The organism is Streptomyces sp. NPDC002232 (assembly GCF_042890295.1).
Taxonomy (GTDB): Bacteria; Actinomycetota; Actinomycetes; order Streptomycetales; family Streptomycetaceae; genus Streptomyces.
Map to the genome: position 1 here is coordinate 501492 of NZ_JBIARV010000002.1, position 20797 is coordinate 522288.

Below are 20797 nucleotides of genomic sequence, written 5' to 3' on the forward strand. Positions count from 1 at the left end.
GAACCCGACCGAGGGATGATCGGTCGGGGGGACGGGATCTGGCAGACTCTCTCGCTATGGGTGAAACGACCGTGAAGAGCTTGGACAGCCGGACGACCCCGTCGTCACCCATCGTGAACGGCGAGGGCAGGTTCGCGCGGCTGCGCGCGCACACGCCCCGGCGCCCCACGATCTGGTTCGAGATCCTGCTCATCGCGGTGAGTTACTGGACGTACTCGCTCATCCGGAACGCGGTGCCGGAGCAGAAGGCCGAGGCACTCCGGAACGCCGACTGGATCTGGAAGACCGAGAACTCCCTCGGCCTCGCCTTCGAGCACGCCGTCAACCATGCCGTGAACTCGGTGACATGGCTGATCGTGTCGATGAACTACTACTACGCCACGCTGCACTTCGTCGTGACGATCGGTGTGCTGGTGTGGCTGTACCGATGGCACCCGGGCCGTTACGCGGCGTTCCGCACGGTCCTGTTCGCCACCACCGGAGTGGCGCTGGTCGGCTACTACCTGTACCCGCTCGCGCCGCCCCGGCTCATGAACGGCCAGGACTTCATCGACACGGTGCTCGTCCACCACACCTGGGGCTCGATGGCCTCGGGGAACCTCAAACACGTGTCGAACCAGTACGCGGCGATGCCGTCGATGCACATCGGCTGGTCGCTGTGGTGCGGCCTGACCATCTTCCTGCTGGCCAAGGCGCCCTGGGCGCGGATCCTCGGCCTGCTGTACCCGACGGCGACGCTCGTCGTCATCGTCGCGACCGCCAACCACTTCTGGATGGACGCGGTCGGCGGCATGGTCTGCCTGTCCTTCGGCTTCGCCGTCTCCTACTTCTGGTACGGCTCCCGGCCGCACCGGCTGCCGAAGCTGGTGGAGCCGGTGGAGCCGGTGGGCGTCGTCGAGCGGGGCGGCCCGTCCCCGGCGAAGGGGACGGACCGCGCCCGTCAGGACGCCGAGGAGCAGGTCCGCTCCGGCAGGTGATCCCGCGGCCGGTCGGCCCCGGTGCGTGACCCGGCCCCTCCCGCCGCCGTTCGGCTCCGGTGCGTGACCCCGCCTCTCCAGCGGCCGGTCGGCCCCGGTGCGTGACCCTGTCTCCTGTCGCCGGTCAGCTCCGGTGCGTGATCCGGCCTCCCGCGACCGTCAGCCGGACCGGGGCCTCTGCGGTCTCGTCCGCCGGGGCCTCGACCGGGTCCACGGCGAAGGCGGCGAGGTCGGCCCGGAAGCCCGGCGCGATCCGGCCCGCGACCGCCTCCTCCCCCGCCGCGAGCGCCGCGTGCGTGGTCATCCCCTCCAGGGCCATCAGCCCGGTCAGCCCGCGGTGGGCCGAGGCCGCGCCGCGCGGGGCCCGTGCCGTGGCGAGGACGTGCCGGGCGTCGTAGTGGGCGATGGGCCAGTCCGAGCCGAGCGCGAGGTGCGCGCCGGCGTCCCGCAGGTCGCGGCAGCGCCAGGCGCGGGCGGCCCGCTCGTCACCGAGCCGCTTCGACCACTCGTCGGTGTGGTCGGCGCGGGTGTACGCCGTGTGCGGGGGCTGCATCGAGGCGACGACGCCGAGCGCGGTGAAGCGGCCGAGCTGGTCGTCGGGGACGGTCTCGATGTGCTCGATCCGGTGGCGGGGGCCGCCGGTGCCGAGGGCCTCCACGGTGTCGAGGACGTGCCGGACGGCGGCGTCGCCGATGGCGTGGGTGGCGGTGCCGACCCCGGCCCGGTGCAGGTGGCGCACGGCGGCGGAGTACGCGGCCGGGTCGGGCCAGAAGGCGTCGGTGCCCTGGCCGTGGCAGTCGGCGTGCTCCAGCCAGGCGGTGCCGCCCTCGACGGTGCCGTCCATGAAGAACTTCACGCCGCCGATCGCCCAGAGGCGTCCCGCCCGCTCCTGGAGCCGTACGAATCCGTCGAGCTCCTCGGCGGTGGCGCCGGGCATGCACCAGGGGGCGAGGCGGAGGCGGACGGGCAGGTCGCCGTCCTCCTCGATGCCGGCGAGCAGGCCGGGGACGTCGTGGCCGCCGAGGTCCATGACGTGCGCGGCGGTCAGACCGGTGGCGGCCATGGCGCCGAGGAGCCCGACGAGCCGGTCGCGGCGCTCGGCGTACGGCTGCGTGGGCAGGACCGGCGTGATCAGGTCCATGGCGGCGTGCTCGACGAGGTGTCCGGTGGGGCGGCCGTCGCCGTCGCAGACGATCTCGGAGTGCTGGGCGAAGGCGCGGGGTCCGTCGATGCCGGCGGCCCGGAGCGCGGCGGCGCTGGCGAGGGCGGAGTGTCCGTCGTAGAGGCGCAGGAGGGCGGGGCTGCCGCCGAGGGCGTCCTCGATGAGCTCGCGGTGGACGGGCCGGCCGCCGAAGGCGTTGTGGTCGAGGCCGAAGCCGACGACCCAGCCGTCGCGGCGCTCGGCGGTGCGCAGGGCGGCGCGCAGTCCTTCGAGGTCGGTGACGCCGGACAGGTCGGTGCCGGTGAACATCTCCAGGCCCCAGACGGGGTGGCTGTGGGCGTCGGTGAGACCGGGGGTGAGGGTGGCGCCGGCGAGGTCGATCGTCTCGGTGCCGGCTCCGGCCCAGGCGCGGGCCTCCGCGTCGGTGCCGACGGCGGTGATCACTCCGCCATGGACGGCGAGTGCGGTGGCGCCGGTGAGCTCGGGGTCACGGACGCGGGCGTTGACGAGGACGAGGTCGGGTGCGGACACGAGGGGTCTGCTCCTTCGGGGTCGGGTTCTGCGGCGAAGCGGGCGTAGGTCTCGGGGCGGGTGCGGCGGAGCCGGCGCGCGAGGAGGAGACCGAGGAGGAAGACGGCGGGGGCGAGGGAGACGAGCACGGTGTTGACCGTGGTCGAGGCCCCGGTGAAGAGGTCGACGTGGGCGGTGACCAGGCCTATCGCCCCGGCGAGCAGGACGAAGGCGGCCACGGGGGCGACGACGGTCCGCAGGACGCCCTCGCGGTGGTCGATCCGCCGGAAGAAGCAGGGCACGGCGAGCGCGGCGAGCAGCTGGAGGATCATCAGGCCGATCATCCCCGGGGTGTTCACCCAGAGGAGGAGCTGCTGGTACGGGTCGGCGCCGGCGAGCGCGAAGGCGAGGACGACGAGGGCGCCGAGCGCGGTCTGGGCCGCTCCGGCCACGTACGGGGAGCGGTGGCGGGGGTGGATCCGGCCGAGGGCCTTCGGCAGGACGCCTTCCTCGGAGAGGGAGAGCGCGTAGCGGTTGATGGCGTTGTGGAAGGCGAGGAGGGAGGCGAGGACGCTGGTGATGATGAGCAGGTGCATCAGGTCGGCGGCCCAGGCTCCGACGTAGGTGGTGATGGCGGCGAAGAAGAGGCCGCCGGGGTCGTCGGCGGCGGCCTGGACGACCTTGTCCTCGCCAAAGGCCTGGATGACCGTCCAGACGACGAAGGCGTAGAAGAGGCCGAGGAAGGCGACCGCGATGTAGGTGGCGCGGGGGATGGTGCGCTCGGGGTTCCTGGCCTCGCGCCGGTAGATCACGGTGGACTCGAAGCCGGTGAAGGCGGCGAAGGCGAAGGCGAGGACGGCGGCGGTGCCTCCGGTGAGGACGTGCGCGGGGGCGAGGCCCCCGAGGGAGAGGCCGTCCGCTCCGCCGTCGAGGAGCACGCCCCCGGCGAGGAGGACGAGGATGCCCGTCTCGGCGACGAGGAGCACGCCGAGCACCTTGGCGCCGAAGTCGATGGAGCGGTAGCCGCCGTACCAGATGACCAGGAGCCCGGCGAGGGAGACGGGGAGCCAGGGGACGTGGTGGCCGAGGGCGGCGGCGGTGTCGGACGTGGCGGAGCCGAGGAGTCCGTAGACGCCGATCTCCATGCCGTTGTAGCCGAGCATGGCGACCAGGGCGGCCGCGATGCCGACCGGGGTGCCGAGGCCACGGGCGATGTACGCGTAGAAGGCGCCGGCGCTGCGGACGTGGCGGCTCATGGTGGTGAAGCCGACGGCGAAGACGGTGAGGGTGAGGCCGGCGAGGAGGTAGCCGACGGGGGCGCCGATGCCGCCGAGGAGGATGGCGACGGGGGCGACGCCGGCCATGACGGTGAGCGGGGCGGCTGCGGAGACGACGAAGAACGAGATGTCGGCGGTGCCGAGGCTGCCGGTTCTCAGCCCTGGGGGCTCGTCGGGGGTGGGTGAGGGCATGGCGGGGGAAGCCTTTCCGCGACAGGAAACCTAAAGGCTTTCGGTTTCCGCAATGTAGCCTCGCCCTGGACCGTTCGGGAAGACCCGACGAACATCCGAGACGGCAGCAGCCGAACAGGGAGTGACGATTCATGGGCCGGCCGCGCAGACCCCTCCTCGACCGGGAGCGGATCACCACCACGGCGCTCGAGATCGTCGACGAGCAGGGCGAGTTCAGCGTCCCGCAGATCGCCAGACGGCTCGGGGTGCAGACGGCCTCCGTCTACCACCACGTCGACGGCCGGGACGGCATCGTCGAGCTGCTGCGCGAGCGGGTGGCCTCGGCCATCGACGGCGCGACCCTCGACCGGGAGCCCTGGGACGCCGCCATGGCCGCCTGGGCCCGCTCCTACCGGGCCGCCTTCGCCGCCCACCCGCGCACGATCCCGCTGCTCACCACGTCACCGGTGCGCGCGCCCAAGGTCCTCGCCCAGTACGAGCGGGCGGTCGACCGCCTGCTCGACGCGGGGTTCGCCCTGCCGGACGTGATGCCGGTGATCATCGCCCTGGAGAACGTCGTCCTCGGCTCGGCGCTCGACATGGCCGCCCCCGACGCGATGTGGGAGCTCGCCGACGAGACGGCGACGCCCCAGCTGGCCCGCGCGCTCGGCGCGGCCCGGGAGTCCCGCTCCGACCAGGCCTTCGAGCTGGCCCTCAGCGGCTACCTGGAGCACGTTCGGACGCTGCTCGACCAGGATCGGGCGTAGGACCGCGGCTCGGGGAAGAGCTCCCCGGGGACGGCCCTACGCCCCGTAGAAGAGCTCCTCGACGACGGCGCGGGCGCGGCGGGTGACGCGCCGGTAGTCGTCCACCATCTCGCCGACGTGCCCCGGCTCGTACCCCAGGTACCGCGCGACCGCCGCGAGTTCCCGCGGATCCGAGGGGAAGGTGTCGCCCGGGCGGCCGCGGACCAGCATCACCGCGTTGCGCACCCGGGTGGCGAGGACCCAGGCCTCGTCGAGGGTCTGCGCCTCCTCCGTCGGGATCAGGCCCGCCGTGTGCGCGGCGCCCAGGGCCTCGCGGGTACGGGTCGTCCGCAGGCCCGGCTCGGCCCAGCCGTGCCGCATCTGGAGCAGCTGGACCGTCCACTCGACGTCGCTGAGCCCGCCGCGCCCGAGCTTGGCGTGCAGGGTCGGATCGGCGCCGCGCGGCAGGCGCTCGGACTCCATCCGGGCCTTGAGGCGGCGGATCTCGCGGACGGCGTCCTCACCGAGCCCCTCGGCCGGGTAGCGCAGCGGGTCGACGAGCTCGATGAACCGCTCGCCCAGGTCGCGGTCCCCGGCCATGGGTTCGGCGCGCAGCAGCGCCTGGCTCTCCCAGACCAGCGACCAGCGGCGGTAGTAGGCCTCGTACGACTTCAGGCTGCGCACCAGGGGGCCGCTCTTGCCCTCCGGGCGCAGGTCCGCGTCGATGAGCAGCGGCGGGTCGGCGGTGGGCACCTGGAGGAGCCGCCGCATCTCGGCGACCACCCGGTTCGCCGCCCGCGCCGCCTCCTGCTCGTCGACGCCCTCGCGCGGCTCGTGCACGAACAGCACGTCGGCGTCGGAGCCGTACCCGAGCTCGTTGCCGCCGAAGCGGCCCATGCCGATGACCGCGAACCGGGTCGGCAGCTCGTCGCCCCACTCGGCGCGGACGGCGGCCCGCAGGGCGCCGGCGATCGTCGCCGCGTTGAGGTCGGTGACGGCCTCCCCGACCCGGTCGACGAGCGCGCCCGGGTCGGGCTCGCGGGGGTTGTCCTCGGTGCCGTACGAGCCGATGAGATCGGCCGCGGCCGTGCGGAACAGCTCCCGGCGGCGCACCCCGCGGGCCGCCGCCACCGCCTGCTCGGCGTCGTCCGCGCGGCCCACCGCCGCCAGGACCTCCTGCTCCAGGTGGTCCCGGCCGCGCGGCCGCAGCCCCTCCGGGTCGCCGAGGATCGCGACGGCCTCGGGGGCGCGCAGCAGCAGGTCGGGGGCGAGCCGCCCGGCGGACAGGACCCGGGCGAGGTTCTCGGCGGCGGCGCCCTCGTCGCGGAGCAGCCGCAGGTACCAGGGGGTCTTGCCGAGGGCGTCGGAGACCTTGCGGAAGCCGAGGAGCCCGGCGTCCGGGTCGGCCGAGTCGGCGAACCAGCCGAGCAGCACCGGCAGCAGCGTCCGCTGGATCGCGGCCTTCCGGCTCACCCCGGAGGCCAGCGCCTCCAGGTGGCGCAGGGCGGCGGCGGGGTCGGCGTACCCGAGGGCTTCGAGGCGCTGCCCGGCGGCCTTCGGGCTGAGCCGGATCTCGCCGGGGGCGAGCTGGGCGACCGCGTCGAGCAGCGGCCGGTAGAAGAGCTTCTCGTGCAGGCGCCGGACGACGGCCGCGTGCCGCTTCCACTCCTTGTTCAGCCCGGCAACCGGGTCGGTGCGCAGTCCGAGGGAGCGGCCGAGGCGGCGCAGGTCGGCCTCGTCCTCGGGGACGAGGTGGGTGCGGCGCAGCCGGTACAGCTGGATGCGGTGCTCCATGGCCCGCAGGAAGCGGTACGCCTCGTCGAGCTGGGAGGCGTCGGCGCGGCCGACGTAGCCGCCGGCGGCGAGGGCGGCGAGCGCGTCGAGGGTGGTGCCGCTGTGCAGCGTGGCGTCGCTGCGGCCGTGCACCAGCTGGAGGAGCTGGACGGCGAACTCCACGTCCCGGAGTCCGCCGGGTCCCAGCTTGAGCTCGCGCTCGACCTGGGCCACCGGGATGTTGTCGACCACGCGGCGGCGCATCTTCTGCACGTCGGGGACGAAGTTCTCCCGCTCGGCGGCCTGCCAGACGAGCGGGGAGACCGCGTCGACGTACTGGGCGCCGAGCTCCGGGTCGCCCGCCACCGGGCGCGCCTTCAGGAGCGCCTGGAACTCCCAGGTCTTCGCCCACCGCTGGTAGTAGGCGAGGTGGGAGGAGAGGGTGCGGACGAGGGGGCCGTTGCGTCCCTCGGGGCGCAGATTGGCGTCGACCGGCCAGATGGTGCCCTCGACGGTGGTCTCCGAGCAGATCCGCATCAGATGGGAGGCGAGCCGGGTCGCGGCCTGGATCGCCTTGCCCTCGTCGGCGCCCTCCGCCGGCTCGCCGACGAAGATCACGTCCACGTCGGAGACGTAGTTCAGCTCGTGGCCGCCGCACTTGCCCATCGCGATCACCGCGAGCCGGCACAGGGCGGCGTCGGCGGGCTCGGCCGTACGGGCGAGGGCGAGCGCGGCGCGCAGGGTCGCCGTCGCCAGGTCGGCGAGCTCGGCGGCGGTCTGCGCGAGGTCGGCGGTGCCGCACACGTCACGGGCCGCTATGGCGAGGAGGCAGCGGCGGTAGGCGACCCGCAGCGACACCGGGTCGGTGGCCTCGGCGAGCCCCTGCTCGAACTCGGCGACCCCCGGGTGCAGGTCGGCCGCCTCGTACTGGACGAGGGACTCCCAGTCGCGGGGGTGCCGGGCCAGGTGGTCGGCGAGCGCCTCGGAGGCGCCGAGCACCCCGAGGAGCCGGTCCCGGAACGGCTTCGCGGAGAGCAGCGTGGTGATGAGGGTCCCCCGCTCCGTCTCGGGCTGGGCCTCGACGAGACGCACCAGGCCGCGCAGGGCGAGATCGGGGTCGGCGGTGGCGCCGAGGGCGTCCAGCAGGACGGAGTCGTCGCGCAGCGCGGACAGCTCGGGCACGTCCAGCAGGTGTTCGGCCCCCGAGGGATCGGTGAACCCGTGCCGCAGCAGACGTGAGAACGTACTGCTCCTGCGTCCCGGCACCGTCATTCCACCGCTCCCTCCGAGCAGGTCAGCCCCAAGGGGTCGAGCCTATCGGGAGCGGGGGCCGGGGGCTTGCCCGCCCGCCGATCGCGCCGCGTCACACGTGAGATCCCGCACAAAGATCGCTTTACGGACGGATGAACCCTCAGTCTGGAGGGTCCGTCTCCCTGTGCGCGGCCCTCGCCGCGCCCCCTCCGCGGGGGACCGCCCCGCCCCGTCCGTCAGTGAAAGCGCCGCCGATCATGCCTGTCCGCCCCCGCCGTCCCTCCCGCCGCAGCATCCTCACGGCGGCCGTCGCGACCGCCCTGGTCGGCGGCACCTTCGCCGGGCTCCTCTCGGTGACGGCGGCGACGGCGAAGGCGCCGGCCGCTCCCCCGCCGGCACCCGAGACCCCCGCGAAGAGGGCCCCGGTCCGGGCCGCGGTCTCCCCCACGTCCGTGGTGCAGATCGTGGCCCATCCGGACGACGACCTGTTCTTCATGAACCCGGACGTGTCCCAGTCCCTGCGCTCCGGCAGCCCCCTCACCTCGGTCTACCTCACCGCGGGCGAGTCCGACGGCGTCAACGCGCGCCCCCGGGACGCCGCCGCGGCCCCGACCGACAAGGCGGGCTACGCCGAGGCGCGGCAGAACGGCATACGCGCGGCGTACGCGGAGATGGCGACCGGCAGCCGGACCAGCGCCTGGGACCGGGAGGCGATACCCACGGCGGGCGGCGGGTGGGCCGAGCTGGACACCCTGCGCGCCGAGCCGCAGGTCAAGCTGATGTGGTTGCAGATACGCGAGGCCGGCGCCATCAACGGCGACCGGCCGCACAGTCTCCACGGCCTCTGGACGGGCCGGGTCACCACCCTGGAGTCGCAGCGCTCCGCCGGCACCCCGGTCCCCGCGGACTTCGCCTACACGAGGGACCAGGTCGTCGCGACGCTGACCGGGATCCTGGAGCGGTTCCGGCCGACCTTCGTACGGATGCAGGACCCGAGCCCCGGCACGTACCCCGACGGCGGGGCGTTCCGGGACCACCAGGACCACCTCTTCGGGGCGCGGTTCGCGCAGACCGCGCTCGCCCGGTACGCGCGGCTGCCGGGGCACCCGCACGTCGGCGTGCAGAACTACCTCGGCTACCCGACCAGCGCCCTGCCGCACACCCTCGACCCCGAGACGGCCGGAGCGAAGCTGAAGACCCTGGAGACCTACTCGTGGCTGGACGGGGTCCGCGACTGCGGGACCGTCGCGGGCTGCGGCGACCTGAAGGTGGCCGCGCGGCCCGGCGGGCGGGGCTGGACACAGACCGTCCGCTACGCCCGGGGCACCTCCACCTCCTGGGTCCAGCACGGCCCCGACGGCGGGCTGTACGCCTTCTCGGTCCTCGACGGGCACCTCGCGACCTGGCGGAAGGCGGCCGGCTCCGTGACCTGGCGCGGCCCGGACCTGCTGCCCGGCGCGGGCCTCGACAGCGGGGTCACCTCCGTGACCCTGCCGGACGGCCGCATCGCCGTCTTCGGCACCCGGACGGTGCTCGGCGACGGCGCGGCCGGCTACCGCCGCGAGGTCGTCACCACCGTCCAGGCCGCCCCGGGCGGAGTGTTCGGCGCCTGGCGCCCGCTCGGCACGCCCGAGCGGAGCGACGCCGAGGGGACCTCGGACATCAGCGCCCCCGCCGTGACGGTGGCGCCCGACGGCCGGGCCACCGTCGTCCTGCGGGACAGCCGGCACCGGCTGACGGCCCGCGAGCAGCTCTCCGACGGCACCTGGGGCCCGTGGCGGTCGCTGGGCGGCACGGAGGTCTACGGCGACCCGGTGGCGGCGACGGACGCGAGCGGCCGGGGCTACGTCTTCGCCAGCACCCCGGTCAGCGTCCTGGCCTGGTCGGGGCGGGTCCCCGGCCAGGCCAGGACGCTGACCGGGCCGTCGCCGACCGGGCTGCCGCCGACGACCCTCGCGCTGAGCGCGAGCGCGGCGCCGGACGGCGACGGCGTGCGGCTCTGGTTCCGCAAGCCGGCCTCCGGCGACCTGCGCAGCGCCGACTTCTCCGGGGCCGGCCCGGTCTCCCCCGTCACGGAGCTGTCCGGTGCCGGGGTCGCGGGCTTCGGCCCGGTGAGCGGCGGCGACGGCCCGCTCGCGGTCCGCTCCCGCACCGGCTTCCTGGCGACGGCCCCGCACGGCCGGGCGGGGACCCGCCCGGTGTGGTCGCTGGAGCGGTTCCTCTTCTCCGGGGCCCCGGACGCCGGGACCGACGGGGTGGCGGCGATCGGTCTCGACGGCCGGCTGCACTGGACTCCGGCGGGCCGCTGACCGCGTGTCCACGTGCGCGGCCCGGTCCCGTACGGGACCGTGGTCCCCATGGACATCACGCTGGAAGTCGTCACGGTCCCCGTCAGCGACCTGGACCGGGCGAAGGAGTTCTACGGCGAGAAGTGCGGTTTCCGGATCGACCTCGACAGCGAGGTGGCGCCCGGCGTGCGCATCGTCCAGGCGACACCTCCCGGCTCGCGCTGCTCGATCGCGATGATCAGCGGGATGCCGCAGATGCCCGGGACGAAGGGGATGGCTCCGGGCGGTCTACAGGGGCTCCAGCTCTGCGTCACGGACATCGAAGCGGCCCGGGAGGCGCTCGCCGCCCGGGGTGTCGGCGTCTCGCCGGTGATGCACGTCGGCGCGGCGGGCTGGGAGGACGGCAAGGGCGGGACCTGGAACTCGTTCATGAGCTTCGCGGATCCGGACGGCAACGGCTGGGTGGTGCAGGAGGCCCCGTCGGAGCTGTCGGAACGCTGAGGCGGGCCACCGCCCCGGCCGTCCAGTGCCCGGCGGCCCCGGGGCGGGCCGCGAGATGGGCGGCGACCTCGGCGTGCGTCCAGGCTCCGGCCCGGCCGAGGCCCGCGGCCAGGTGCCGCAGGTAGGCGGCGGACGGCGCCCGCAGTCCCTCGTCGCCCGGCATCGGCCACGGGGCGGTGAACGTCAGCACGGGCACCCCGTCGAGGAGTCCCGGGCAGACGAGGGTCTCGTACCGCCCGGGGCCCAGCGTGCCGCGCCCGGTGGCGAGGACCCCGCTCAGGTCGAGGTCGGCGCCCGGCGCGCGGTACATCTCCTGGGCCGCGACGTCCGAGAACTGGCCGGCCGTCAGCAGGTGGGCGACGCCCCACGCGGTGCCGTCCGCGGCCGGGTCGTAGAAGGCGCGCCCGCCGCCCCACACGGGCGAGTCGGTGGCGAAGTACACCTGGCCGGGCAGCACCACGGGCACGGACCGCCCGGGCGGACGGGGGTCCCGGCACCCGGGATACGTCCGTACGGCCTCCGGCGGGCGGCCGCCCTCCAGGTAGTACCGCAGGCGCTCGACATGGGTGTTGGCGCCGTAGGCGGCGTACCAGACACGGGGCTCGGACTCCGGCATGAGGCCCGACGCTAGCGCGACCGGGGCCGTTCGCCGCCGAGGCGTGACGTCGAGGTCCCGCCGTCGCCCGGAGGGCGGCCCCGCAGCGTCCGGTGCCCGCGGCAGGGGGCGGACAGGGCCGGAACGCCGCGCCCTAGAAACCCAGGTAGAAGTGGCGGAGCTTGTCGTCCTCCGCGACGCACCGCATCCCGGCGGCCTCCATCACCCGGTGCGAGGCCGGGTTGTCCAGGTCGGCGTCGCCCTTCACCCCGGCGGCGCCGGCCCGCCGGGCCACCTCCAGGAGCGCCCGCAGCGCCTCGGAGGCGTACCCCCGGCCACGGACGCCGGGCACGAGCCCGTAGCCGACGGTCGCGACCCCGATCCCGTCCGGCGGCCCGTGGAAGCCGATGCCGCCGACGGCGACGCCGTCGAGCCGTATCTCGTACGTCCGGTAGGGGCCCGGGTCCCCGCGCTCGGCGACCCCGCGCAGGAACCCGGTGTTGGCCCGGACGTCCCCGTCGGCGGGATAGCCCTCGCCCCACCGGTCCCCGGCCCCGGCCTCCCGGGCGACGACGCGCTCGGCCTCGTCCACGCTCAACGGATGCAACAGGAGCCGCGCGGTGGCGACGGATGCGATCTTCACCGCCGCAGTGTGGGGCGGCGCCGGTGCGCGGGGCAATCGAATTCCCGCGGCCCCCGGACCCCGGGCAACGGAATCAGCCGCACGCGCGGCCCGGTCGCGAGGCCCGCACACCGGCCGCGCACGGCAAGCGCTCCGGCCGCGCGGCGGGGCACCCCGTCCGCGCGCGTCCGGAGCGCTCCCCGTCACAGCACCGGCAGGTTCTTCCTCAGTTCGAAGGCGGTGACCTCGGAGCGGTACTCCTCCCACTCCTGCTTCTTGTTGCGGAGGAAGTGGCGAGCCTATCCGCCGGCCTCTGGCACTTGCAGTTGTCCCAGTTCGCAGCGCCCAAAGTCCGGTGATTGTTGGTGGGTGTCGGTGCCCCTGGGCCGCCCCCGGACGGCTCAGAGACGGCCCGGCTTCCCGCTGTCCGTAAGCCGCTCCAACAGCGCTACTGCTCTTCGTCGTTGCGCTCCAGCACCAATCCGACGGAACCATCCTCCAGCCCGTTGCTCTCCTCAAGGTGGAGGTGCGCACCATCAGGAACGCCCTCACCGGCCAACACCAGCAGGTGCCCAGCCAGCGTCTTGAGCCCCGCCGTATTCGCCTCGATGACGACCTCTCCCCCGAGATTCCGTACCTCGATCCGTGCGTCTGCGTCCCATGTGAACCAACGCGGCCCCATCTGCCACGGCCTCGACGCGAGTGCTCTGCGCCGGGGCACCACTGAAGTCAGGTTCCATACGAACCATGATGACGTCGACGCACGCGGCTCCGGAGGGGCTTCATGTCCCGATAAACTCGCAGGCCATGAGGCCAAGCGGCTCGTATGCACCGAGCTGTGTCCACGGGTGGTCCATGGGCCCGGTGGCTCCGTGGGGCAAGGGAAGAGGCCTGGACGCCTCTCGGCTAGGAGTCGAGGGCCCCTGGATCGCGTCGAAGCTGGTCCACTTTACGTAGGAAGTCCTGATGAGCTTGGTCTGTCTGCTCCAGTAGGTCGTACCAGCTGCGGCGTTCGACGTTGAGGCTCTCCTTGAGGAGCCTACGATTAGTCCGGCTTAGTCGATCGACGTGGTCGACGATGAAAGTGAGCCTTCGAATGGGGAAATACGCCCCAAACTCTGGAGTATCGTCGAGGAACTCTTCCAAACTCTCAAGATAGTCGACGGCCCTGGTGAATTCGTCGTCCGTCAAGTAGTAGTCGATTCGCTTGATCTCGACTACCCAGATGGTCCCGCGGGGCCCGTTTAGCAGGACGAAGTCTGGACGCTTTACCGGGTCGCGAATGGCGCTAGTCGCGATGAGTTGATTAGACTTCTTAAAATACCACGTCTCGAAGCTGTTGCGAACCCGGTCGAGTGCGTCGTTCATCCCCAGGGGAGTCCATTCCGGGGCCAGCAGCCACGGCGCCTTCTCGATGAGTTCCTGGAGAGGGCGTTCGAGTGTCGTACCATCCGAAATCAGCTGACGGAGTCTGGTGACAACTTCTACTCGCTCTTGGGCTACCTGGCCAAGGGCATAGAACTCGGCAACTCTAGCCTTCTGGAATAGAGCCAGCACGATATCCAGGGGGCTGTCCACCTCCTTGGATACCTGGTGCAGCGTATCTAGGAGTTGTTTGTGTGGTGCAATGTTCTTCGATAGCTCCAGGTAGCGTTCGACTCGCTGCGGATCCGACGCCGCTTCACGGTCGCTGTCAGCCACAAGGAGGCGAAACGCCTCCTTGACCGAATTTCGGTACTGCGGATCACCCGGAGCTTCTGCTAGCAGTCGGGAATCGAGATCTGCAGCCTGCTCGAAGACCTGTCGTGTGCGCCGCTGGACCGAGGACCTTCCGCGTTTGGCTAGATCCTTGACCTGCTTCGAGCCCCAACTCTGCAGGGCTTGGCCTAGGTCGGACGTCCAGATGATGTCTTGTCGGTCGGAGCGAACTAGGTCTTCGGCTTCGTCCAACCACTCGACATGAATCTCACCCGTCAAATAGGACCTGACACTCCACTCACCAGTGAAGCCGGACGTGGCCCCGAAGTCCCGAGTGGTGGCGACAATCTTTCCGCGAGCATAGATGCGGACACCGGCCATCACCTCGTCTTTATATGGATCCTTTGCGAAGGCTAGCCAGCCTGAAACCGGAAGCGGATCCGAATCTTCTGGAGAAATTGGAGTTCGATCGAAGGTGACCTTCGTGTCCTCCTGAAGGTCAATACTCAACTCGCCAAGACGGAACGACTCTGATTTAAGGCCTGGGAGTGCGTCGCTCTCGCGAGTATTGAATACCTCGACATCCCAGTCGTCGCGCCTAATGCCAAACCGGGCGCAGAGTTGCCGATGCAGTTCTTCCCCTTTGGGGACCAGCTTGCGGTTGAAATCGCTGAGTCGGATGCTGGTGCCGTGCTCATCGCGAAAAGTACCGTCGAGGTGTCCTACCTCGGGAATATAATCATCCTCTGAGTCGAACATCATGGCATCAAGGTGCAGCTTGATGTGGGAAACGCGGTATCCCTGCTCGGTCGGTGCGCCTCCTGCGGTGATCACTTCCACGGTTCGGCAGATTCCGAACGGAGCTAGTTTCCCGATCCCCTTCCTCCCCATGACTCGCCGGCCCTTGCCCTTAGACGTGTCCTTACCGAACCGTCCGCGTCGGTCGGAGCCAACGAGCAAGTAGTGGGTGTTCACCTCCTCAGAGGTCATCCCATGGCCGTTGTCCTCGACGGTGACTTCGTACTGCGCCACTGCCGGCTTGCCGGGCTGCGCGGCGAGCCAAGTGCCGAACGGAAGGCGGACATTGACTTCCGTAGCATCTGCGTCGTAGGCGTTGGCGATGATCTCTGCGAGGACCGCCGAAACGCGGTCGTACAGCTTGATGCCGAGCTTGTCGACCGTCAGCCTGCTGATCCGCATGCGGTACGGTCCGGTGCTGCCGCTGCTAGCGGACGTGGTCCTCGCCCGAGCGTCGTGGCGGCCGTCCGTCTGCCTCGGCAGCGCTGGGAACAGCCCCTGGGTCTCAGGTTGTTCTGGGCCTACGTTCGTCACTTACCCACCCCCGATGTGTCAAGGTCCGGCCAGCTAAGCACAGCTGAGGGGTTGTCAAAAGATCGCCCTGACATCGCCGGGGCCTTAAGAGCTAAGATCGCGCCATGCCCACGTACAGCGCTGTGGATCTGTTCGCTGGGGCGGGGGGCGCAACGCGAGGCCTGAGGGATGCGGGCTTCGCGATGCTCGCCGCCGTGGAAAACGACCTGGAAGCGGCCGAAACCTACCGCAGGAATCATCCCAAAGTGTCCCTCTTCGCCCAGGATGTCCGTACTGTAGAGCCTCGGGCGCTGCTTGCGGCGTCGGGCGTCGCGGCAGGGGAGCTCGATCTACTCAAGGCGTGCCCACCATGCCAAGGGTTCTCGTCTCTGGCCAAGGGGCTGGTTGATGAGCAGCGGAACGACCTGGTCTTGGATACCTACCGCTTCGTTGAGGCCATGAGGCCAAGGATTGTTCTGCTCGAAAACGTCCCTGGACTGGCTCGCGACCGCCGCCTTCCGGAGCTGCACCGGATGCTTGATGGGGCTGGGTACCAGCTCAAGACGGGCACACTGGACGCGGCCGCATTCGGGGTTCCCCAGCGTCGAAAGCGGTTCATCTGTTTTGCCGTCAGGGACGATGTCCCCTTTGCGCCCGTCAAGAACCTTCTCGAATTGTTGCCTCCTAGTTTCCGAAAATCTCCGAAGACAGCTGGGCAGGCACTGGCACATCTCGCGCGTTACTCTCGCGCGGGAGATCCTTTGAATGTTCATCGGAAGAGTTCGATTGTCGTTGAGGCACGTATTGCCGCTATCCCAGTTGGCGGCAATCGATTCGACCTTCCAGAAGAGCATCAGTTGGACTGTCATAAGCGATTGAATTCGAGGAACGCGAGCTCCTCGTATGGCAGGGTCAGGTTGGATGATCCGGCTCCCACTATGACGACTCGGTGCACAACGCCTGCGTGCGGAACATTTATTCACCCTTCCGAGAACCGCGGGTTGACGCTTCGAGAGGCGGCTACGTTTCAGACTTTTCCAGTGAGTTACGAGTTCCACGGTAATTACGGATCAATTGAGCGGCAGATCGGGAATGCTGTTCCAGTACGAATGGCCAAGGGGCTCGGGCTGATCGCCACTGCGATCCTGGATGGTAAAAGTTCGTGCCGGGAGAAAAGCTGAGTCACACTCTCGGATAAAATGTGGGCGGGGCATTCCCGTTTGTCGATTAGTCGCTACATCCCGTGAGGCTGGCAGGCTGTTTTTTCGCCCACGCACTGGTCCAGCCGTTCGAACTCACCGCAGCTACCTCGTCCCCAACTGCCATCCCGTCCGCCGTCGACCCACACACCGTGGAGCGGGCGCGGTTCAGGGCGTCCAGGTGGAGCGCGCCACTGTGCGAAGGACCTGGACGCCCTGAACCGCGTCTGCTCGGCTCTGCCTGGGTCGACGGTGGACGGGGTGGGAGCCCACAACCCTAGCCACCCATGCGCCCGCAGCCGGGAAAGGCGCCCCCCATCCCGGTGCCGGCCGATCCCCCGCCGGAGGCATCATCTTGTGCCCGCGGGTGACGTCCCGCATGCACGCAGTGTGCCGCCGGGCGCCGCCAGCCGGGGCGCAGACAGGAGGCAGGCCGCGCCGCAAAGGCGGCGCGCGCCCGCGCCGTGCGCGGATGATTGACCTCGGGGGCGGGTGCGGTCTCCGCCAGGGAGAGATCTTCGGTCTCGCCGAGGAACACGTCCGATTCGACACCGGCTGGCTGCACGTGGCCAATCAGGTGAAGGTCGTCAACGGTCACCTCGTATTCGGCCCGCCAAAGCGTGGAAAGGAGCGAGACGTGCCGCTCCCCCGACAGGTCGCTCGGGTTCTCCGCGAGCATGCCAAGGAATTCCCGCCGGTTGACGTATCCCTGCCGTGGTTGAAGCCCGAGGGGCCGCTCGTCACCAAGCGGCTGTTCTTCTCTCTCACGGGCGGCGGGGCCGTGCGGCGGACCGACTTCAACGCCCGCGTCTGGAAGTTCGCTCTCGTCCAGGCCGGCGTCATTCCAGAGCCGAAGGAGGGCGAGCGCCACCAGGCGGCCCGCGAGCACGGCATGCACGCGCTGAGGCACTTCTACACGTCAGTCCTCCTGGACGCCGGCGAGAACGTCAAGGCGCTCAGCACGTACCTGGGCCACGGCGACCCCGGCTTCACGCTCCGGGTCTACACGCACCTCATGCCGAGCAGCGACGGGCGGACCCGTCGGGCCGTGGATGGGCTCTACGAGGGCACCGGTTCGGCGCCCGACGGCCCAGGGACGGCCCAGCAGCAGTGAGACGACTCAGGGCCGACGGTTCGCGACCGTCGGCCCTGATCGTCAGTACCGGGTTCTACCCGCTCTGACCTGCGATTACAGCACCGGCAGGTTCTTCCGCAGTTCGAAGGCGGTGACCTCGGAGCGGTACTCCTCCCACTCCTGCTTCTTGTTGCGCAGGAAGAAGTCGAAGACGTGCTCGCCCAGCGTCTCGGCGACCAGTTCGCTCTTCTCCATCAGGGCGATCGCCTCGCCCAGGTTCTGCGGGAGCGGCTCGATGCCCATCGCGCGGCGCTCCGAGTCGGAGAGGGCCCAGACGTCGTCGTCGGCGCCGGCCGGGAGCTCGTAGCCCTCCTCGATGCCCTTGAGGCCCGCCGCGAGGAGGACCGCGTACGTCAGGTACGGGTTGGCGCCCGAGTCGATGGAGCGGACCTCGACGCGGGAGGAGCCCGTCTTGCCCGGCTTGTACATGGGGACGCGGATCAGGGCGGAGCGGTTGTTGTGGCCCCAGCAGATGTAGGAGGGGGCCTCGCCGCCCGAGCCCGCCGTGCGGGACGAGCCGCCCCAGATGCGCTTGTACGAGTTGACCCACTGGTTGGTGACGGCGGAGATCTCGCCCGCGTGCTTCAGGAGGCCGGCGATGAAGGAGCGGCCCACCTTCGACAGCTGGTACTCCGCGCCGGACTCGTAGAACGCGTTCCGGTCGCCCTCGAAGAGCGACAGGTGGGTGTGCATGCCCGAGCCCGGGTAGTCCGAGAACGGCTTCGGCATGAACGTGGCCTGCACGCCCTGCTCCAGCGCCACCTGCTTCATGACCAGGCGGAAGGTCATGATGTTGTCCGCGGTGGACAGCGCGTCCGCGTAGCGCAGGTCGATCTCCTGCTGGCCGGGCGCGCCCTCGTGGTGGGAGAACTCCACCGAGATGCCCATCGATTCGAGCATGGTGATGGCCTGGCGGCGGAAGTCCATGCCGACGTTCTGCGGGGTGTGGTCGAAGTAGCCCGAGTTGTCGGCGGGGGTGGGCCGGGTGCCGTCGAGCGGCTTGTCCTTCAGGAGGAAGAACTCGATCTCGGGGTGGGTGTAGAAGGTGAAGCCGAGGTCGGAGGTCTTGGCCAGCGCCCGCTTGAGGACGTACCGGGGGTCCGCGAAGGACGGCGAGCCGTCGGGCATGAGGATGTCGCAGAACATCCGCGCCGTGCCCGGGGCCTCGGCGCGCCACGGCAGGATCTGGAAGGTGCCCGGGTCCGGCTTGGCGATCATGTCCGACTCGTACACCCGGGCGAAGCCCTCGATCGCGGAGCCGTCGAAGCCGATGCCCTCGTCGAAGGCCTGCTCCAGTTCCGCGGGGGCCACGGCCACCGACTTCAGGAAGCCGAGCACGTCGGTGAACCACAGACGTACGAAGCGGATGTCGCGCTCCTCGAGCGTACGGAGCACGAATTCCTGCTGCTTGTCCATTTCCACACCCATCCTCGCTGGTCAGGCCGCCTGCTCCCACCGCCTCCGGTACATCGGGGGGCACCTGAGCATCCCACCACATGGTTTCGCGCACGTTGCACACCCATACTGCCTGCTCGGGTGTGACTCAGGTAACGGGAGGACGGCCGGATCGGGGTGGTGGCGCACCCCTCCGATGTCTGCCCGCCGGTGGCGAGTGGTACCCCGTTCGGCCCACACGGGCCTCTGGCCCACTACGATCTGCGCCCATGGGGGCCCCACGGCTCGAACGCCTGTCCCGGCACGCGCGTCCCATGGCACTGGTGAGTGCCGCGGCGACGCTCCTCGCCGCGCTCTTCCTCTGTCTGGGGACGGGGCCGGACGGGGAACGGGCCCATCACGGGGCGGCTCAGCGGGCCACGGGCGCGGCCCCCGCCGCCCAGGCCCAGGCCAGAGCCACCGTCGCGGCCGTCACCGCCGTCGGCGAGTACATCTGCCCGTACGACCGGGGCGGCTGCTCCCTCTACCCCTCGCTCTCCCCCGCGGTGCTCAGCGCGCCCCCGCTCGACCCCCCGCTCCACGCGGAGGGCGGGTCGGCGCGTCCCGCGCCCGCTTCCGGTGACGGGGCGGCGCTCCGCGCGGACGCCCGGCCGCGCGCACCGGACCTGCACGTCCTTCAAGTTCTCCGGACGTGACGGCGCCGGGCGTCCCGCCGCGAGGCGGGCCCCCACCCCGGCACGTCCACCCCCGAACTCCACCCCACTCCCGAAGAAGGACGACACCACCATGGCCGCCAACCGCTCCGCCACCGCCGAACGCCGCGCCCGAATAGAGGAGATGCGCCGCGCCGAGCAGGCACGCGAGCGCCGGAACCGTCTGATCACCATCGGCATCTCGTCCGTCGTCGTGCTCGGTCTCGTCGGCTTCGGCACCTTCATCCTGATGAAGGAGTCCGACAAGAAGGACAAGGCCGAGGCCGCCGCGAAGGCCCCGATCGCGGGCGAGAAGTCGTGGGACGCGAAGAAGCTCGGCCGCAACCACGTGACCACGGCCGTGAAGTACGACATGAAGCCGCCGGTCGGCGGTGACCACAACCAGGTCTGGATGAACTGCGACGGCGTGGTCTACGACAAGAAGATCGGCGACATGAACGCCGTGCACTCCCTGGAGCACGGGGCCGTCTGGGTGACGTACAACAAGCAGGCGTCCCAGGCCGACGTGAAGAAGCTCGCCGACAAGGTCGGCAAGACGAAGTACTCGCTGATGAGCCCGATGGACGACCAGTCCGGGGCGATCATGCTGTCCGCCTGGGGCAAGCAGGTGACCGTGGACGGGGCGGACGACCCGCGCGTCGACGCCTTCTTCACCAAGTACGTGCAGGGCCCGCAGACCCCGGAGCCGGGTGCCGCCTGCACCGGCGGCATCGGCGCGGACGGGCAGGGCGGTACGGGGATGGGCCAGTGAGGCTCAACCGTACGCAGGGGGCGGCGGTCACCGCCGTCGCGCTGGCGGTGCTGTTCGCCGGGGGCGCGGTCACCGTCGCCTCCGCCGACCGCGACGAGGCCCCGGCCGGCCCGGCCTCCACGTCGGCGGACGCCGGCTTCGCCCGGGACATGTCGGTCCATCACCAGCAGGCCGTCGAGATGTCGTTCATCGTCCGGGACCGGACGAAGGACGAGGAGGTCCGGCGGCTCGCGTACGACATCGCCAACACGCAGGCCAACCAGCGGGGCATGATGCTCGGCTGGCTCGACCTGTGGGGGCTGCCGAAGAACGAGTCCGGTGTCGAGCCGATGACCTGGATGGGCATGGGCGTGTCGGCCGACGCGGACGCGCTGGACGGGGCCCTGATGCCGGGCATGGCGACGGACGCGCAGCTGGACGAGCTGAGGAGGGCCAGCGGGCGGAAGGCCGAGGTCCTGTACCTGAAGCTCATGACCGCGCACCACCGGGGCGGGGTCCACATGGCCGAGGGCTGCGTCCAGAAGTGCGGCGTGGCCGTCGAGCGGGACCTCGCGCAGGGCATGGTCGACTCGCAGACGTCCGAGATGGCGCTGATGGCGGACCTGCTGAAGAAGCGCGGGGGCTGACCCGCCGGACGGGACGAGGCCCCCGGCCCCCGTGACCGCTGCGGTCGCGGGGGCCGTGCCGTCCGCCGACAATGGGTGGGCTCGGGGAGTTCGTAC

Annotated in this window: 15 protein-coding genes and 2 pseudogenes; 9 read left to right on the top strand and 8 right to left on the bottom strand. The window is 71.0% G+C overall.

The window, feature by feature from the left end:
- Positions 1–56 precede the first annotated feature (56 nt).
- Positions 57–977 (top strand): phosphatase PAP2 family protein, encoded by a 921-nt coding sequence (locus ACFYXU_RS08990; RefSeq protein WP_376514864.1) that lies wholly within the window; start codon positions 57–59, stop codon positions 975–977.
- A 124-nt stretch (positions 978–1101) separates the two neighbouring features.
- Here ACFYXU_RS08990 and ACFYXU_RS08995 read toward each other — a convergent pair whose 3' ends face one another.
- Together ACFYXU_RS08995 and ACFYXU_RS09000 are read right to left on the bottom strand one after the other, a co-directional pair.
- The gene (locus tag ACFYXU_RS08995; RefSeq protein ID WP_389457034.1) at positions 1102–2670 is read right to left on the bottom strand and encodes an amidohydrolase; all 1569 of its coding nucleotides are present in this window, start codon (positions 2668–2670) and stop codon (positions 1102–1104) included.
- On the bottom strand, positions 2580–4118 hold the full coding sequence (locus tag ACFYXU_RS09000) for an APC family permease (protein WP_389408202.1): 1539 nt from the start codon (positions 4116–4118) through the stop codon (positions 2580–2582). Before ACFYXU_RS09000 ends, ACFYXU_RS08995 begins: the two co-directional genes overlap by 91 nt.
- A 131-nt stretch (positions 4119–4249) precedes the next feature.
- On the opposite strand from ACFYXU_RS09000, the gene ACFYXU_RS09005 reads away from it, so the two are divergent.
- Entirely contained in the window at positions 4250–4864 is a 615-nt protein-coding gene (locus ACFYXU_RS09005; RefSeq protein ID WP_389408201.1) for a TetR/AcrR family transcriptional regulator, read from the top strand.
- Positions 4865–4900: 36 nt separating this feature from the next.
- On the opposite strand, the gene ACFYXU_RS09010 is transcribed toward ACFYXU_RS09005, so the two are convergent.
- On the bottom strand, positions 4901–7888 hold the full coding sequence (locus tag ACFYXU_RS09010) for a bifunctional [glutamine synthetase] adenylyltransferase/[glutamine synthetase]-adenylyl-L-tyrosine phosphorylase (RefSeq protein ID WP_389408200.1): 2988 nt from the start codon (positions 7886–7888) through the stop codon (positions 4901–4903).
- A gap of 236 nt (positions 7889–8124) precedes the next feature.
- On the opposite strand from ACFYXU_RS09010, the gene ACFYXU_RS09015 reads away from it, so the two are divergent.
- Both ACFYXU_RS09015 and ACFYXU_RS09020 read left to right on the top strand, forming a co-directional pair.
- A complete protein-coding gene (locus ACFYXU_RS09015) occupies positions 8125–10176 on the top strand; it encodes a PIG-L family deacetylase (RefSeq protein ID WP_389457036.1) in 2052 nt (683 codons plus the stop codon).
- 48 nt (positions 10177–10224) lie between these two features.
- Positions 10225–10656 carry a VOC family protein gene (locus ACFYXU_RS09020; RefSeq protein ID WP_389457038.1) on the top strand — a complete coding sequence of 144 codons (432 nt, stop codon included), beginning with the start codon at positions 10225–10227 and terminating at the stop codon, positions 10654–10656.
- Here ACFYXU_RS09020 and ACFYXU_RS09025 read toward each other — a convergent pair.
- From ACFYXU_RS09025 to ACFYXU_RS09040, 4 genes and pseudogenes are all read right to left on the bottom strand, one after another.
- Complete coding sequence (locus tag ACFYXU_RS09025; protein WP_389408198.1) at positions 10583–11272, bottom strand: histone deacetylase; 690 nt, start codon at positions 11270–11272, stop codon at positions 10583–10585. The two genes, ACFYXU_RS09020 and ACFYXU_RS09025, sit on opposite strands and share 74 nt — an antisense overlap.
- Positions 11273–11405: 133 nt before the next feature.
- On the bottom strand, positions 11406–11894 hold the full coding sequence (locus tag ACFYXU_RS09030; protein ID WP_389457040.1) for a GNAT family N-acetyltransferase: 489 nt from the start codon (positions 11892–11894) through the stop codon (positions 11406–11408).
- A 182-nt stretch (positions 11895–12076) separates the two neighbouring features.
- Positions 12077–12163, bottom strand: a pseudogene (locus ACFYXU_RS09035) (glutamine synthetase); the annotation flags it as partial.
- 616 nt (positions 12164–12779) lie between these two features.
- On the bottom strand, positions 12780–14771 hold the full coding sequence (locus ACFYXU_RS09040) for an ATP-binding protein (RefSeq protein WP_389457042.1): 1992 nt from the start codon (positions 14769–14771) through the stop codon (positions 12780–12782).
- A 236-nt stretch (positions 14772–15007) separates the two neighbouring features.
- Between ACFYXU_RS09040 and ACFYXU_RS09045 the strand changes: the two genes are divergently transcribed.
- Together ACFYXU_RS09045 and ACFYXU_RS09050 are read left to right on the top strand one after the other, a co-directional pair.
- A complete protein-coding gene (locus tag ACFYXU_RS09045) occupies positions 15008–16063 on the top strand; it encodes a DNA cytosine methyltransferase (RefSeq protein WP_389457044.1) in 1056 nt (351 codons plus the stop codon).
- Between the two features lie 490 nt (positions 16064–16553).
- Positions 16554–17195, top strand: a pseudogene (locus ACFYXU_RS09050) (site-specific integrase); the annotation flags it as partial.
- 75 nt (positions 17196–17270) lie between these two features.
- Here ACFYXU_RS09050 and ACFYXU_RS09055 read toward each other — a convergent pair.
- A complete protein-coding gene (locus ACFYXU_RS09055) occupies positions 17271–18632 on the bottom strand; it encodes a glutamine synthetase family protein (protein ID WP_093876415.1) in 1362 nt (453 codons plus the stop codon).
- A 293-nt stretch (positions 18633–18925) separates the two neighbouring features.
- Between ACFYXU_RS09055 and ACFYXU_RS09060 the strand changes: the two genes are divergently transcribed.
- The 3 genes from ACFYXU_RS09060 (at position 18926) to ACFYXU_RS09070 (ending at position 20701) form a co-directional block, all read left to right on the top strand.
- Positions 18926–19306 carry a hypothetical protein gene (locus ACFYXU_RS09060; RefSeq protein ID WP_376514880.1) on the top strand — a complete coding sequence of 127 codons (381 nt, stop codon included), beginning with the start codon at positions 18926–18928 and terminating at the stop codon, positions 19304–19306.
- Between the two features lie 91 nt (positions 19307–19397).
- Positions 19398–20075: a DUF3105 domain-containing protein gene (locus ACFYXU_RS09065; RefSeq protein WP_376514883.1), complete on the top strand. Its 678-nt coding sequence runs from the start codon at positions 19398–19400 to the stop codon at positions 20073–20075.
- Positions 20072–20701, top strand: a complete 630-nt coding sequence (locus tag ACFYXU_RS09070) for a DUF305 domain-containing protein (protein WP_389457047.1) — start codon at positions 20072–20074, stop codon at positions 20699–20701. The genes ACFYXU_RS09065 and ACFYXU_RS09070 overlap by 4 nt, the downstream gene beginning before the upstream one ends.
- Positions 20702–20797: the final 96 nt, after the last annotated feature.

Coding starts and splice junctions, on each gene's coding strand:
- ACFYXU_RS08990 (WP_376514864.1), top strand. CDS start 57: ATGGGTGAAACGACCGTGAAGAGCTTGGACAGCCGGACGACCCCGTCG.
- ACFYXU_RS09000 (WP_389408202.1), bottom strand. CDS start 4,118: ATGCCCTCACCCACCCCCGACGAGCCCCCAGGGCTGAGAACCGGCAGC.
- ACFYXU_RS09005 (WP_389408201.1), top strand. CDS start 4,250: ATGGGCCGGCCGCGCAGACCCCTCCTCGACCGGGAGCGGATCACCACC.
- ACFYXU_RS09010 (WP_389408200.1), bottom strand. CDS start 7,888: ATGACGGTGCCGGGACGCAGGAGCAGTACGTTCTCACGTCTGCTGCGG.
- ACFYXU_RS09015 (WP_389457036.1), top strand. CDS start 8,125: ATGCCTGTCCGCCCCCGCCGTCCCTCCCGCCGCAGCATCCTCACGGCG.
- ACFYXU_RS09020 (WP_389457038.1), top strand. CDS start 10,225: ATGGACATCACGCTGGAAGTCGTCACGGTCCCCGTCAGCGACCTGGAC.
- ACFYXU_RS09025 (WP_389408198.1), bottom strand. CDS start 11,272: ATGCCGGAGTCCGAGCCCCGTGTCTGGTACGCCGCCTACGGCGCCAAC.
- ACFYXU_RS09040 (WP_389457042.1), bottom strand. CDS start 14,771: ATGCGGATCAGCAGGCTGACGGTCGACAAGCTCGGCATCAAGCTGTAC.
- ACFYXU_RS09045 (WP_389457044.1), top strand. CDS start 15,008: ATGCCCACGTACAGCGCTGTGGATCTGTTCGCTGGGGCGGGGGGCGCA.
- ACFYXU_RS09055 (WP_093876415.1), bottom strand. CDS start 18,632: ATGGACAAGCAGCAGGAATTCGTGCTCCGTACGCTCGAGGAGCGCGAC.
- ACFYXU_RS09060 (WP_376514880.1), top strand. CDS start 18,926: ATGGCACTGGTGAGTGCCGCGGCGACGCTCCTCGCCGCGCTCTTCCTC.
- ACFYXU_RS09065 (WP_376514883.1), top strand. CDS start 19,398: ATGGCCGCCAACCGCTCCGCCACCGCCGAACGCCGCGCCCGAATAGAG.